13 protein-coding genes are annotated in these 13,008 nt (G+C 70.3%); 10 read left to right on the forward strand and 3 right to left on the reverse strand.

The window, feature by feature from the left end:
• Window positions 1-125: 125 nt before the first annotated feature.
• The 7 genes from OG392_RS03545 to OG392_RS03575 all read left to right on the forward strand — a co-directional run bounded on the left by OG392_RS03545 (window position 126) and on the right by OG392_RS03575 (window position 5,625).
• The gene (locus OG392_RS03545) at window positions 126-281 is read left to right on the forward strand and encodes a DUF6131 family protein (RefSeq protein WP_329275425.1); all 156 of its coding nucleotides are present in this window, start codon (window positions 126-128) and stop codon (window positions 279-281) included.
• A gap of 186 nt (window positions 282-467) precedes the next feature.
• Window positions 468-1,292 carry a ribonuclease BN gene (locus OG392_RS03550; protein ID WP_443054667.1) on the forward strand — a complete coding sequence of 275 codons (825 nt, stop codon included), beginning with the start codon at window positions 468-470 and terminating at the stop codon, window positions 1,290-1,292.
• A gap of 206 nt (window positions 1,293-1,498) precedes the next feature.
• Complete coding sequence (locus OG392_RS03555) at window positions 1,499-1,870, forward strand: PRC-barrel domain-containing protein (protein WP_329275426.1); 372 nt, start codon at window positions 1,499-1,501, stop codon at window positions 1,868-1,870.
• 257 nt (window positions 1,871-2,127) lie between these two features.
• Window positions 2,128-2,748 carry a snapalysin family zinc-dependent metalloprotease gene (locus OG392_RS03560; protein ID WP_329275428.1) on the forward strand — a complete coding sequence of 207 codons (621 nt, stop codon included), beginning with the start codon at window positions 2,128-2,130 and terminating at the stop codon, window positions 2,746-2,748.
• 134 nt (window positions 2,749-2,882) lie between these two features.
• On the forward strand, window positions 2,883-4,121 hold the full coding sequence (locus OG392_RS03565) for a hypothetical protein (RefSeq protein ID WP_329275430.1): 1,239 nt from the start codon (window positions 2,883-2,885) through the stop codon (window positions 4,119-4,121).
• On the forward strand, window positions 4,105-4,875 hold the full coding sequence (locus OG392_RS03570; RefSeq protein ID WP_329275432.1) for a hypothetical protein: 771 nt from the start codon (window positions 4,105-4,107) through the stop codon (window positions 4,873-4,875). The genes OG392_RS03565 and OG392_RS03570 overlap by 17 nt, the downstream gene beginning before the upstream one ends.
• An 87-nt stretch (window positions 4,876-4,962) precedes the next feature.
• The gene (locus OG392_RS03575; RefSeq protein WP_329275434.1) at window positions 4,963-5,625 is read left to right on the forward strand and encodes an MSMEG_1061 family FMN-dependent PPOX-type flavoprotein; all 663 of its coding nucleotides are present in this window, start codon (window positions 4,963-4,965) and stop codon (window positions 5,623-5,625) included.
• A 74-nt stretch (window positions 5,626-5,699) separates the two neighbouring features.
• Here OG392_RS03575 and OG392_RS03580 read toward each other — a convergent pair whose 3' ends face one another.
• The gene (locus OG392_RS03580) at window positions 5,700-6,884 is read right to left on the reverse strand and encodes a zinc-dependent alcohol dehydrogenase (protein WP_329275437.1); all 1,185 of its coding nucleotides are present in this window, start codon (window positions 6,882-6,884) and stop codon (window positions 5,700-5,702) included.
• A 330-nt stretch (window positions 6,885-7,214) separates the two neighbouring features.
• On the reverse strand, window positions 7,215-7,457 hold the full coding sequence (locus tag OG392_RS03585) for a hypothetical protein (RefSeq protein ID WP_329275439.1): 243 nt from the start codon (window positions 7,455-7,457) through the stop codon (window positions 7,215-7,217).
• A 44-nt stretch (window positions 7,458-7,501) separates the two neighbouring features.
• On the opposite strand from OG392_RS03585, the gene OG392_RS03590 reads away from it, so the two are divergent.
• On the forward strand, window positions 7,502-8,707 hold the full coding sequence (locus OG392_RS03590; RefSeq protein ID WP_329275442.1) for a cupin domain-containing protein: 1,206 nt from the start codon (window positions 7,502-7,504) through the stop codon (window positions 8,705-8,707).
• 10 nt (window positions 8,708-8,717) lie between these two features.
• On the forward strand, window positions 8,718-9,614 hold the full coding sequence (locus OG392_RS03595; RefSeq protein ID WP_329275445.1) for a sucrase ferredoxin: 897 nt from the start codon (window positions 8,718-8,720) through the stop codon (window positions 9,612-9,614).
• A gap of 36 nt (window positions 9,615-9,650) precedes the next feature.
• Here the strand turns inward: OG392_RS03595 and OG392_RS03600 are convergent, their stop codons facing one another.
• Complete coding sequence (locus OG392_RS03600; protein ID WP_329275448.1) at window positions 9,651-12,080, reverse strand: SpoIIE family protein phosphatase; 2,430 nt, start codon at window positions 12,078-12,080, stop codon at window positions 9,651-9,653.
• Between the two features lie 223 nt (window positions 12,081-12,303).
• Here OG392_RS03600 and OG392_RS03605 point away from each other — a divergent pair, with 223 nt between their 5' ends.
• On the forward strand, window positions 12,304-12,930 hold the full coding sequence (locus OG392_RS03605; protein WP_329275450.1) for a flavodoxin family protein: 627 nt from the start codon (window positions 12,304-12,306) through the stop codon (window positions 12,928-12,930).
• The last annotated feature ends 78 nt before the right edge of the window (window positions 12,931-13,008 follow it).

Here is a 13,008-nt window from a genome sequence, read left to right on the forward strand (position 1 = left end):
CATCAACCATGCGGGCAACCGCAGCCGCCGTTCCTGAGGTGACGGGACCCGCGTGAGTCCCCCGGTGCATCGGACCCCGCTGCCCGGCGCGTACGCAGCTCATTTCCAGAAGAGCGAGGCACACCATGATCCTTCTCGGAGTCATTCTGCTCGTCATAGGACTCATCGCCGGCATCTCGATCCTGTGGACGATCGGGATCATCCTGGTCGTCATCGGCGCCGTCCTGTGGATCCTCGGCGCCGTCGGCCACGCGGTGGGAGGCCGGCGCCACTACTGGTGACGCCCTCGATGCCGATCCGACCAGGATGAGCGCCCGACCAGGACGCCGGCGCGCTTCCACCCTCCGGTGGTGACGACGTCCTGGTCCTGGCGAGAGCGGCCAACCCCTGGAGCGCGTCATGCGCGACTTTTCGAGCGCCGCAGACGGGCCGATGGCGTCGGGTGCGGCTCGCGCGCCGGACCTGTGATGACCATCCGTCCCGCCGGGCGCGTGTCTCCGCTCGGGCGGATACGAAGCGTGGTCCGCCGGCTGCGCGCCGGGCACCGATGGGGCCCGGTCAGCGAACTCGACCTGTGGCAGCGTTCGCTGGGGTTCGCCGCCCTGGGATTCCTCACCCTGATCCCGCTCCTGATCGTCGTGTCCGCGGCCGGGGCGGGCAGCGGCAAGGGGTTCGCGCAGTGGCTCGGCGACGGGCTCGGGGTCTCCGAGCCCGCCAGGATGGAGATCGAGCGGCTGTTCGCGCTCCCCGGCCAGGTGCGGCGGACCACGACGGCGTTCGGTCTCGCCCTCCTCGCCGTGTTCGGCCTGTCGTTCGGCACCGTGGTGCAGAGCGGCTACGAGAAGGTCTGGGACCTGCCTCCGGCCCACTGGCGGGCCCGATGGCGCCATGTGCTGTGGTTGGCCGTTCTCCTGGGGGTCCTGTATCTGTTCGCCGTCGCCGCCCTCTGGCGCCAGGGGCCGGCCGCGGGTGTCGTCACCGTACTGAGCGGCACTCTGTTCTTCTGGTGGTCGCAGCACCTGCTGCTCGGGGGCCGCATCGGCTGGCGGGCTCTGCTGCCCGGCGCGGTGGCCACCGTGCTCGGGCTGCTGGGGCTCAGAGTGTTCTCCCGGCTCGTCTTCTCGCCACTGATCGCGTCGAGCGCCGTCACCTACGGGCCGTTCGGCGCGTTCCTGGTCATCCAGACCTGGCTCGTCGCGGTGGGCGTGGTCGTGTTCGGCGGTGCGCTGGTCGGCCGCCTCTTCGATGACGAACTGCCCCGTGTGACACAGCGGCTGAGACGGCGGAGATGATCCCCTCCGGCGAGCGGGGCATGGGTCGCCGCGGCGGGGGCAGGCGGAGGGCAGGCGAGCACACCACCCGCCGCGCACGCAGCACACGGTGCGCAACACAGGTACGAAGCACGGTAAGAAGCAGAAAAACGCAGTACGAAGTACGGAGAGGGAGGACGGCGGGGAAACGGACGCCGCCCTCTGCCTACCGGAGGAGTTGTTTTCGCGTGACCGAGCACATCTGGAGCTACAAGTCGACCACGGGCCATCTGGCCGGGACCGATCTGACCGGCTACAAGGTCGAGGCGACCGACGGCAGCATCGGGAAGGTGGACAAGCACTCCGACGAGGTCGATGACGCCTATCTGGTCGTGGACACCGGTCCCTGGATCTTCGGCAAGGAGGTCCTGCTTCCGGCCGGCACCGTCCACCACGTCGACGTCGACGAACGGAAGATCTTCGTCGACGGGACCAAGGAGCAGATCAAGGACGCTCCCGAGTTCCACCGCGACACCCACCTGGACGACCCCGCGTACCGCCACGAGCTGGGCTCGTACTACATGCTGGGCGGCGGCCCCTTCGGCAACCGCATCGTCTGAACTCCCGCACGATGGAGGGCCCGAACTCGACGAGTTCGGGCCCTCCATCGTGCGCACCGCCGCGACTGACTGTGCAGGTGCGCGAGTTGCAGAAATTGGCGTGTCAGGTACATGACGTACGGGGTGACTGCGGCATACCGTCGGAAGGCCCCGGAGGAACGGCGATCCGACCGCCCCAGGTCGCCCCGCACCAGCGCCGCTCCTCCCGCACTCCCGGTTCCGCCAGGCTCCGGGTCCCCCACGAGTGAAGGAGCAGCATGTCGCTCTGCACATGGCTGAAGAGGGCCGCCGTCGGCGTCACGGTCGTCCTCGCCACGGCAACAGCCACCACGGCGAACGCCGCACCCGCGCCGACGACGGAGCCGTCGGCGGTCAGCGCCTCGGCCCCGATCGGCTCCCCGGCGAGCGCCTCGGCGGTGGTGACACTGCGATACGACGACAGCCGGGCCGGAGGCTGGGAGGCGGCCATCGCCGCCGGCGTCGCCTCGTGGAACGCGAACGTCGACAACGTCAAACTGGTCGAGGCCGCGCCGGGCACCCGGGCCGAGATCGTGATCGTGGCGACCACCGGCTGGCCCCAGGCCACGCTCGGGCCCGTCCGTCCCGGCCGGCAGGTCCGTGTCGAACTCGGGAGCCAGGCCGTGAGCCAGGGGTACGACAAGACCCGCATCGCCGCCCATGAACTCGGCCACAGCCTGGGACTCCCGGACACGAAACCCGGTCCGTGCTCGCAGCTGATGTCGGGGTCGAGCGCCGGAACGGCGTGCGTGAACGCGATCCCCAACGCGACCGAACAGGCCCGGGTGGAGTCCGCCTACGCCAACGGCGCCGCCTCACGGGTCGCCGCCGACGGCCGAACCCTCGTGGACGCCCCGTAAGCCCGTAGGCCCGTGAACGGCCCGCCTCCTCTCCTCTACGCTTCACCACGCGGAGGAGAGAGCGCGGGCCGTTGCCATGTCCACTTCTGTGGACGCTACGGGTTCGTCTCCCAGAGTCGAATGGCGGTCACGGCATGGCGTACGCGACGGAGCTGTCGGAAGCACGGATCGAGGATGCGAGCAATGTCCTGGTGACGTCTTCGGCGGCGCGGGACCACGACACGGTCCGGGACTTCTTCGGGTCCACGATCACACCTGATGACCTTGCCTCCGGCGCACTCGACCTCGCACGGAAGACGGTCTACGTGTGCGGCGACGCGTCCGGGATCAGCGCCGACCGACTCCGCTCGGCGGAAAGGGTGTTCGTCGTCAGGGAGCCGTCGCAGGGCGACCACGCGGACGTGGCGGCCCCTTGGCCCCTCGTCGGCCGAGGCCGCGTGCCCGTCCGCGTCCACGGCGCCGGCGTGTACTACCGCCGCTTCTTCGACCCCGACGCCGGCCACTTCGGACGGATCGGTGCGGAGCACGCCTTCCAGTCCCTGACGGAGTCCGACAAGCCGGGAGCGGCCCATCGCAGCGGGATCTATCTGACGCCCGTGACACGGGACGGCGACGCACTGCGCTTCCGGCTGCTCCGGTGCTCCACGAATCTCTCCGGTCCGACCGAGACCTTCCGCCCGACCGACACGGACATCGTCGATGCCCTGAACCACGAGGCCGCCGCCGTCTTCCGGGACCACGCACCGCTCAATCACGTCCTCGCCCAGATCTACCACAACACTCTCGCCACGGCCGGACGCAAGCAGTCGAAGGCCAGGATCTCGGCCCATGCCGACAAGACCAAGGACATGCCCGTCAACGGCGTCATGGCCTTCTGCACCTTCTACGACGGGCTGGACGAGCTGCGGCCGCTGGCCGAAGACCCCTTCGACCACGGCGTGAAAGGCGTCAGCGGGCTGACCAGACTCCACTTCCGCCTCAAGGAGGGGACCGCCGAGGGCGACGGGGCCGCGCTCGCGCTCCCCGCGCAGTTCAGCGTGACCCTGTATCCCGGCTCCGTCCTCTTCATGCCGCTGTCCACGAACCGCCTGTACACGCACGAGATCCGGCCCGCTGCCCTCGACGCCGGTCTGCTCCCGACGCGCCTGGGCTACGTGGTGCGCTGTTCCAGCACCGAAGCCGTTCACAGGAACGGGCAGACGTTCCTCGACATGGCCGGAGATCTGGTGGAGCTGGAGGCACCCACACCGGACGGGATGAACGAGCTGCGCAGGCTGTACGCCGAGGAGAACAGGACGTCGTCCTTCATCGACTACGGCGACAGGTTCCGCTTCAGCATGAACACGGGAGACTACCGTGCGCCCCGCATCTAGGATTTCGGACGAGATCCTGTCGTTCTCCTTGCCGACCGAGGAAGACCTCTTCGCGGAACTGTCCGCGTCGACGCTCTGGGAGGACGTGGGCACAGGCCGGCGGGGTGCCACGCTCACCCGGATCGACGAGGCGGGCGATGTGCCCCTCGTCCGTACGACGACCCGCTACGGCGCCCCGGCGCAGTGTTTCCGTTCCGTGCACGAACGCCTGGCACGCCGGATCCAGGAACGTGCGGCGCTCGCGGTCGGCTTCAACAACGCTCTCATCGAGACCTACACGAACGCCTACACCACCATGGGAGGCCACTCCGACCAGGCCCTGGACCTGGCCGAGGAGTCCTTCATCGCCGTCTTCTCCTGCTACCGGCACCCCGACCCCGCCCCACCGAGAAAGCTGATCTTCACCTCGAAGGGTTCCGACGACGAGACGTTCGAGATCCCCCTCACCCAGAACAGCGTCGTCGCGTTCTCCCTCGCCTCGAACCGGCGGCTCACCCACAGGATCGTGCTGGAGAAGCCGGTCCCGCCGACGGACAACACATGGCTGGGCGTGACCTTCCGCACGTCCAAGACCATGGTCCGGTTCCGCGACGGACAGGCGCACCTTCCGCACGGCGCACGCCTGACCGCAGCCGACGAGGAGCAGAGCCGCGAGTTCTACGGCCTCAGGCGCCGCGAGAACAAGGAGACGGACTTCGCGTACCCGGCGCTCACCTACACCGTCAGCGAGAGCGATCTGATACCGCCGGTATGAAGCCTGATGGCGCCGTACGCGAGGCGCTCCGGCCCGGTTCGTCGACCCCGGTGAGTGCGCCACGCCCGACTCATTAGGGTCAGAGGCATGACGACCACACCCCTTACCGGCAGTTCCTTCGACCTGCTCCGCTTCGACGCCCTGGCAGACCCGGAGCAGCTGCGCCGGGTGTACGCACTCCCCAGCGATGCGGCCGTACGCAAGCAGATGACCGAACTCACGGATCAGACACGGCAGCTGATCGCCTGCTCCTCATTGGTCCTGATCGCCAGCACGGACGCCGAGGGAAACTGCGACGTCTCGCCGCGCGGCGGCCCCGCCGGGTTCGTCGCCGTCCTGGACTCGCGGACGCTGGCGATACCGGACGCGACCGGCAACAAGCGACTGGACACCCTGCAGAACGTCATCGCCACCGGACGGGCCGGCCTCCTGTTCGTCGTCCCCGGGCGGACCACGACCCTGCGGGTGAACGGCCGGGCTGTCGTTTCCACCCGCCCGGAACTGCTGTCGCGGCTGACCGCCGTGGGCAAGCCGCCGGCCAGCGCGCTGGTGGTGGGGATCGAGGAGATCTATCCGCACTGCCCCAAGGCTCTGGTGCGCAGCGCGGCCTGGAAGCCGGAGCAGTGGCTGCCGACGGACGCCCAGCCGACCTCGGCCGAGGTGACGCTGGCCCAACTGCGCATGCCTGAGCTGACGCTCTCCGACATCGAGCAGGCGGAGGCCGACTCGCTGAAGTACCGCTACGAGTAACGGGCCCACCCACGAGCGAAGGCCGGCGCCCGGAGCTCTCGTCGACGAAGGCCCCGTCGGGGGATGGCCTCGTGTCAGGGCGAGAAGAGGACCTTGACGGCCCCGTCCTGCTTCTTCTGGAACATGGCGTAGGCATCCGGGGCCTGTTCGAGCGGCATGCGGTGGGTGGCGAAGTCGTCGACACCCAGAGGGTCCTCGTCCGTGAGCAGGGGGAGGATGTCGTCGACCCAGCGCCGGACGTTGGCCTGGCCCATGCGCAGCCGCAGTTGCTTGTCGAACATGGTCAGCAGGGGCAGCGGATCGGCCGCGCCGCCGTACACCCCGGACACCGAGACCGTGCCGCCCCGGCGGACCAGGTCGATGGCGGTGTGGAGGGCTGCGAGCCGGTCGACTCCGGCGCGCTTCATCATGGCCGCGGCGAGCGCGTCCGGCAGGAGGGTCGTGAGGCCCTGAGCCGCCGCCGCGACACGGCTGCCGTGGGCCTCCAGGCCCACGGCGTCGATGACCGCGTCCGGACCGCGCCCCCCGGTGAGGGACCGGACGGCGTCGGGCAGGTCGTCGCCGCATTCCTTCAGGTCGAGGGCGTGGACGCCGCGTCGGCGTGCCCTGTCCAGACGCTCGGGGACGAGGTCGATGCCGATGACCGTGCCGGCCCCGCGGTGAGCGGCGATGCGGCAGCTCATGTCGCCGATGGGCCCGAGTCCGAGGACCGCGACGCTGCCTCCCGGTGGGACGGACGCGTACGCGACCGCCTGCCAGGCCGTGGGCAGGACGTCGGACAGGTAGACGAACCGATCGTCGGGCGGGCCGTCCGGGACCGGGATCGGCAGCGAGTTCCCGAATGGAACGCGCAGGTACTGGGCCTGCCCGCCGGGGACCTGGCCGTAGAGCTTCGTGTACCCGAAGAGCGAGGCGCCGGTGCCGTGCTCCCGTACCTGCGTCGTCTCGCACTGGGACTGCAGCCCCTGGTCGCACATGAAGCACGACCCGCACGAGACGTTGAACGGGATCACCACACGGTCCCCGGGCTTCAGAGCGGTGACCTCCGGCCCCACGTATTCGACGACTCCCATGGGCTCGTGGCCCAGGATGTCGCCGGGATCGAGGAACGCCCCGAGAACCTCGTAGAGGTGCAGGTCGGAGCCGCACAGGCCGGTCGTCGTGATCCTGACGATCACATCATCGGCGTCGCGGATCACGGGATCGGGCACCGTGTCCACGCGTACGTCCCTCTTGCCCTGCCAAGTCAGTGCCCTCATGACTCCTCCTCGTGGACCGGGTGGGCGCGTGCCCTGGGGGCGTGAACGGGTTCCGGCCCTTCTCGTGGTAGGCCGCCCACGCATCGAGTACGGGTGTCTTCGACGGGTCCATAGCGCGCGCCTGCCCCGTGACCGATGGCGAAAACGGACATTCGACAGGAATCACGCAAGCGGCAGCGGCTGACAGGAGCGGTATTCCCGCCTCGCCCGGGTGTGCCCTCGGCCGGGGGAGGGCCGTCGGCGATCGCTCCGGTTGCCGCTCCTTCCCCCGTGGGTGAGCTTGGAAAGGGGCCCGAACGAGACCGGCCCCCTCAATGATCGTCCTTGTCCTCAGGAGGAACCATGGCGCACCCCGAGCAGGACCCGAACCAGCAGGAAGGTCCGATGGACGGGGGTGCTGCCGGCACGCCCGATGTTCACGACGGCGGGGCCGACGGAGGTGCGGACGGCGGAGCCGACGGAGGCGCGGACAGCGGTGCGGACGGCGGAGCTGACGGCGGCGCCGACGGCGGGGCCGACAGCGGAGCGGAAGGCCCGGCGGACGGTGGCGCGGCCGGGACTCCCGGCGTACACGACGGCGGTGCCGACGGCGGCGCCGAGAAGGCCGGTGGCGGCGTTTGAGCGCCGTCCCCACGACGCTTCGGGACACGGCCGCAGATGTTCGCGGCCGTGTCCTGGAGGAACGTCTGATCAGCCTCAGCCGGGAGGAGTTCGCCCTGGCGGTCTGGGGGCGTACCCCGCTGCTCAGCCGCCGGGTCAGTGACTTCTCCGACCTGTTCTCCGCATCCGCGGTGGACGAGCTGCTCTCCCGACGCGGGCTGCGCACGCCGTTCCTCCGTGTCGCCAAGGACGGCTCGACCGCCCCCGAGTCCTCGTTCACCTCACCAGGTGGAGTCGGCGCCTCGGTCGCGGACCAGCTGGACGACACCGCGTTGTGGCGGAGCTTCGCCGACGGCAGCACCTTGGTCCTGCAGGCACTGCACCGCACCTGGGGGCCGGTCACGGACCTCGCGACGCGGCTCGGCACGGAACTGGGGCACCCCGTGCAGGCCAACGCCTATGTCACCCCGCCGCAGAGCCGCGGCTTCGACGACCATTACGACGTTCACGACGTCTTCGTCCTGCAGGTCGCCGGTACCAAGCGCTGGATCGTCCACGAGCCCGTGCACCCGGACCCGCTGCGCGACCAGCCCTGGACCGCTCACCGCGCCGCGGTCGCCGATGCCGCGCGGGGAGAGGCGTACCTCGACGCCGTGCTCGAACCCGGCGACGTCCTCTATCTGCCGCGGGGCTGGCTGCACGCCGCCGAAGCGCTGGGCGCGGTGTCGATCCATCTGACGCTCGGCGTCCACACCTGGACGCGGCACGCGCTGGCCGAACAACTCGCGGAAGCCGCCCTCGCGTCGCTGCGGGACGACGAGGAGATGCGCGGGTCCCTCTCCCTGGGCGTGGACGGACCGGTCGACGAACTCGACTTCGTCCGCCGACGTCTCGCGGCCGCCCTCACCGAGGCCGACCCCACTCCCCTGTTCCACCGCACCCGTCGCGGCCAGGCACGCCCCGCCCCCATGGGGCCGCTGGCACAACTCGGGGCCCTCCACAGCCTCGCGCCCGACACACCGGTGCGGCTTCGCGAGGCGTTGGAGGCACGGCTGGCGGGCCTGCGCCTCGCCACCCGCGTCGGGTGGCTCGACCTCGCGGAGGCGGACCTCCCGTCGATGCTCCAGGTCCTCGACGGCGGCACCCGCTCTGCCGGCGAACTCGGCCTTCCCTTCGTCGAACGACTTCTGCGCGCAGGCGTGCTCGTGCCCGCCGAGTCATGAGACGGGCCCGATGACGACCCCGGCACGGTTCCTCTGCGCCGACGCCGCGCGCCTGCGCGGGGATCCGATCGCGGGCACAGCGCCGTACGGCTCTGTCTGGATCCTCGTCGAGTACCGGGCCGGCTGGCCGCCCGACGGCTTCGAAGGCCTCGATCTCGAACCCGAGGTCAAGGCACGGGTGAGCGCCGCCGCACGCGCCACGCGTGCCCGCGTGCTGCTGATCAGGCGGCACGGCCGCACTCGGGCGGACGAACGGCCACGATGGGCCGTCCTGCGCCATGAGAAGGACGGCGCCCACCGTCAGGAATGGGGAACCTGGGACGACGACCGGGAACTGGCGGCCGTCGTCACCGCCCTGGACGCGCCCGGAGAACTGGGCCACCCACCCGTCGTCCTCGTCTGTGCCCACGGTCTGCACGACACCTGCTGTGCCGTCCGCGGCCGTCCGGTGGCACGTGCGCTGAGTGAGGGCCGGCCACAGCTGGTGTGGGAGTGCACGCACGTGGGAGGCGACCGGTTCGCCGCCAACGTCCTCGTCGCACCCGACGGCGTCTACTACGGCAACCTCGACGCCCCCTCGGCGATCACGGTGGTAGAAGAACACCTGGCGAACCGCATCCACGCGGACCATCTGCGCGGATACACCGACCTCGTCCCGCCCCAGCAGGCCGCTCTGTCCGCCGTGCTCCACCACGCGGGTCCGTCGGGGCGGCACGACTACGTCATCGAGGACACGGTCCGGGTCGACAACCGCTGGCGGGTCCGTGTCACCGGCCGCCTCGCAGGTCTCTCGACCTTCGAGGTCGAGATCCACGCCCGCCGAGCACCCCCGCACCGACTGACCTGTCGCGGCCTGTCCCCCAGCTCGGCGGTGTACTACGAAGTCACGTCGCTGCGCGTCGGCTGAGGGCCGGGCCGTCGGCCCTCTTCCGATCCGGCCGGGTCAGGACTCTTCGGGTACGTGGATCTGCAGGACACAGATGTCGTCCCGGTTTCCCGGCCGCAGGTCCGCCAAGGTGTTGGCGAGCTTGCCGGATCGGCCCTGCCGCACGAGCCCCTCAGCCGCGTCGGCAAGATGGGCGAGCCCTACCTGGATGTCCTCGCCCGGCACCTCCACGAGGCCGTCCGTGTAGAAGAGCAGGTGGTCCCCGGGCAGCAGGTCGGTCACGTACTGCCCGTACGGCGAGTCGAACGCGGCGCCGAGGAGCGCGCCCTCGGGCTGCGGGAGGAAGCTCGCCGTGCCGTCGCGGATCAGCAGGGGCGCGAGGTGCCCCGCGTCCACCCAGGTCAGCCGGCGATCCCAGGGCTGATAGCGCCCCATGACCATGGTGGCGGTGGCAAGGTGGGTGTCGGTAGCGGTGTGGAGCAGAAGGGCGTTGAGCCGGCCGAGGACGTCGGGCAGGGGTGAGCCGGTGATGGTCATGCCTTTGGCGGTGAATCGCAGCTGGGCCATCGTGCCCACGGCGGTCAGGCCGTGTCCGGCGACGTCTCCTACGACGAACAGTGCGCTCTTGTCCGGGAGTTCGATCGCGGAGTACCAGTCACCTCCGACGTTCAACCCGCTGACGGCGGGGCGGTAGGCGACGTCGACGCGGAGGCCCGCCAGGTCCAGCGACTGCTCGGGGATGGGCAACAGGGCGTCCTGGAGCGCGGCGCCGAGCGCCCGTTCGGCCTTCAGCATTCCGCGCTGGACGAGGTTGGACCGTTCGCTCTCCCGCAGGGCCAGTTCGGCGTCCCGCAGCTCGGTGAGGTCCTGGAAGAAACCGTGTACCTCCAGCGGGGTGCCGTCCGCGTCCCGCTGTGCCTCGGCGACCATGCGCAGGTGCCGCGGGCCGTGTGCCGAGGTGATGCGGAAGTGCTGGTCGATGGCCGTGCCGTCGCCCAGCAGCTGCTGCACGGCCGCACCCAGCCTGGGCGGGTCCTCCCCGAGCAGCCGCGTGGGCAGCTCCTCCAGCCCCATGGGTCCCAAGGCCGGGTCGCGGTCGAAGATGGCGTAGACCTGGTCGGACCAGGTGATGGTGTCCGTCGCCAGGTTCCAGCTCGCCCAGCCCAGGTTGCCCAGCCGCTGCAGGTCGTCCAGCCTGCGGGTCTCGCGTTCGCTGGTGTCGTGGCGGAGCCAGGTCACGACCAGACGCTCGCCCAGTCTGGTCACGCGCACGGAGTACACCGACCGCTGCGGCACTCCGGCGGTCACCTCCTCGTAGACGAAGGGGTCACCGTCATAGACCGAGCCCGTGGTCAGCGTGTCCAGGTAGCCGTACCAGAGTGCTGTGCCCGCCACGGTGGGATAGTTCTCCAGTACCCGCCGGCCGATCAGCTCCTTGCCCTGCCGTCCGGCCAGGTCCAGCGATGCTGGCGTCGCCGCGTCGATCCGGTAGTCCTCCACCTCGCCCGTCGCCGACCGCAGCGGGGTCAGCAGGACCGCCGGTCCTGACAGCGCGTCGAAGATGGTCTGGACGGCATCGATCTCCGCGTGGAGCGGGACGTGGCCGTGGTGGCTCCGGTCCTCGCGCAGGGGACCTCCGCAGAGCCTGACGGCCCGCCGGAGCAGGGTCCGGGTGCGGGCGTCGAAAGGCCCCCGCCGGGTACGGAAGAGGCCGACGACCACGGTCACGGCTCCGGTACCGGGCACGGGCAGCCAGGCACGCGAGGGCCACCGCTCGGGTGGATCACCGATCAACAGGTACCGGGATGCGTCCAGTTCCAGGTCTTCGAGCCACAGCGCCTCCCGCTCCGCGATCGCTTCCATGGCGGCGACACCGCTGAGCGGAGGGATGTGGCTCCACTGCTCGGGCATCGACTCGCCGATTCCGGCGTGACCGATGAGCTTCAGACTTCCGGCGGTGGCCACGGTGTAGATCATCACCGCGTCGATGCCCTCGGAGTCGGCCAGCACGGAGTGGAGCAGCAGGGCGATCTCGTTCGGAGTACGCGTGCCGGCCAGGCCCTGGCCCAGCCGAGCCAGCAGTTCCCGATGTCCCGTCGAACGGCCGCCGTCAGCGGCCACCTGGCCGCTCGTGCCGAAAGGTGAGGGGCTCCGCACCGGCGGTGTGGCGGGTACCGGCCGGACCGGCGTCTCCGGCAGCGGCGTCGCCGGTCCGCCGCCGGTCCGGCCGAGGGTGATCCAGCACTCCTCCAGCAGAGTGCGCCGGTGCTGCGCGGCGCGGTCGGCCAACAGCTGATAGGCGACGTCCGGCGTGACGCCGTCCCGGGCCATCAGCACGCCCTTGGTGCGCTCCAGGACGGCTGTCATCGAGGCCACGCTCTCCAGGTCCACGACCTCGGCACGCAGCCTGGACACGACTCTGGCCAGCGCCAGCACCTCGGGTGCCGCGCTCGTACCGCCGTCGGGAAGCACGAAATCCTCCTCCATGATTCGAGCATGCCACGTCCCTCGGCCGGTGAACCTCGTGCTCTTCTGTCGTCTTCACGAGCAGATCCGTCTTGAGGCCGAGAACCACCGCCCGATGGCAGAACCGGGATCAGCGGCGAGGTGACCGCCCCGCTGCCGTGCAGTGCAGTGCAGTGCAGTGCTCCATGATCGGCGGCCCTCGGGCAGGACGGGTACGCGGGCACCGGTGGGGTAGCCGGGCTCTATGGACACCACCGAGACCACACCACTGCGTGCCGTCGCGCTGGTCTGCACCCTCTCCGCCTCGCCGAAGCGGTCCAGCTCGCAGTTGCTGGCCGAGCAGACCATGTCCGCCCTTGCCGATCACGGCGTCACCGGAAAGGTGATCCGGATCGCCGACCACGACGTCAGACCGGGCATCGAGGTCGACATGGGAGACGGCGACGCCTGGCCGGAGATCCGCGACACCGTCCTGGGCTGCGACATTCTGATCCTGTCCACGCCCATCTGGCTCGGGCATCCCTCCAGCGTCGCCCAGCGTGTGCTGGAACGCCTCAACGCGGAGCAGGGCGTGAGCGACGACGAAGGCCGCATGCTCACCTACGGCAAGGCGGCGGCCGTATGCGTCGTCGGCAACGAGGACGGCGCCCACCACGTCAGCGCCGAACTCTTCCAGGGCCTCAACGACGTCGGATTCTCCCTCGCCCCGAACGCCGTCACCTACTGGGTCGGCGAGGCCATGCAGGGCACCGACTACCAGGACCTCGACGAGACCCCCGAGAAGACCGCCGCGACGACCAGGACCCTCGCCGTGAACACCGCGCACCTGGCGCGCCGCCTCAAGGCCGCCCCGTACCCGCCCTCCTCCTGACAGCCACCCCGCCCGCCGGGCACGCCGACGGCCGGGCCGTCAGGCGTCCCGGCCGTCGGCGTGCCCGCACTCGTCAAG

This window comes from Streptomyces sp. NBC_00691 (assembly GCF_036226665.1).
Taxonomy (GTDB): domain Bacteria; phylum Actinomycetota; class Actinomycetes; order Streptomycetales; family Streptomycetaceae; genus Streptomyces.

Coding starts and splice junctions, on each gene's coding strand:
- OG392_RS03595 (WP_329275445.1), top strand. CDS start 8,718: ATGACGACCCCGGCACGGTTCCTCTGCGCCGACGCCGCGCGCCTGCGC.
- OG392_RS03600 (WP_329275448.1), bottom strand. CDS start 12,080: ATGGAGGAGGATTTCGTGCTTCCCGACGGCGGTACGAGCGCGGCACCC.
- OG392_RS03560 (WP_329275428.1), top strand. CDS start 2,128: ATGTCGCTCTGCACATGGCTGAAGAGGGCCGCCGTCGGCGTCACGGTC.
- OG392_RS03580 (WP_329275437.1), bottom strand. CDS start 6,884: ATGAGGGCACTGACTTGGCAGGGCAAGAGGGACGTACGCGTGGACACG.
- OG392_RS03545 (WP_329275425.1), top strand. CDS start 126: ATGATCCTTCTCGGAGTCATTCTGCTCGTCATAGGACTCATCGCCGGC.
- OG392_RS03565 (WP_329275430.1), top strand. CDS start 2,883: ATGGCGTACGCGACGGAGCTGTCGGAAGCACGGATCGAGGATGCGAGC.
- OG392_RS03605 (WP_329275450.1), top strand. CDS start 12,304: ATGGACACCACCGAGACCACACCACTGCGTGCCGTCGCGCTGGTCTGC.
- OG392_RS03550 (WP_443054667.1), top strand. CDS start 468: ATGACCATCCGTCCCGCCGGGCGCGTGTCTCCGCTCGGGCGGATACGA.
- OG392_RS03575 (WP_329275434.1), top strand. CDS start 4,963: ATGACGACCACACCCCTTACCGGCAGTTCCTTCGACCTGCTCCGCTTC.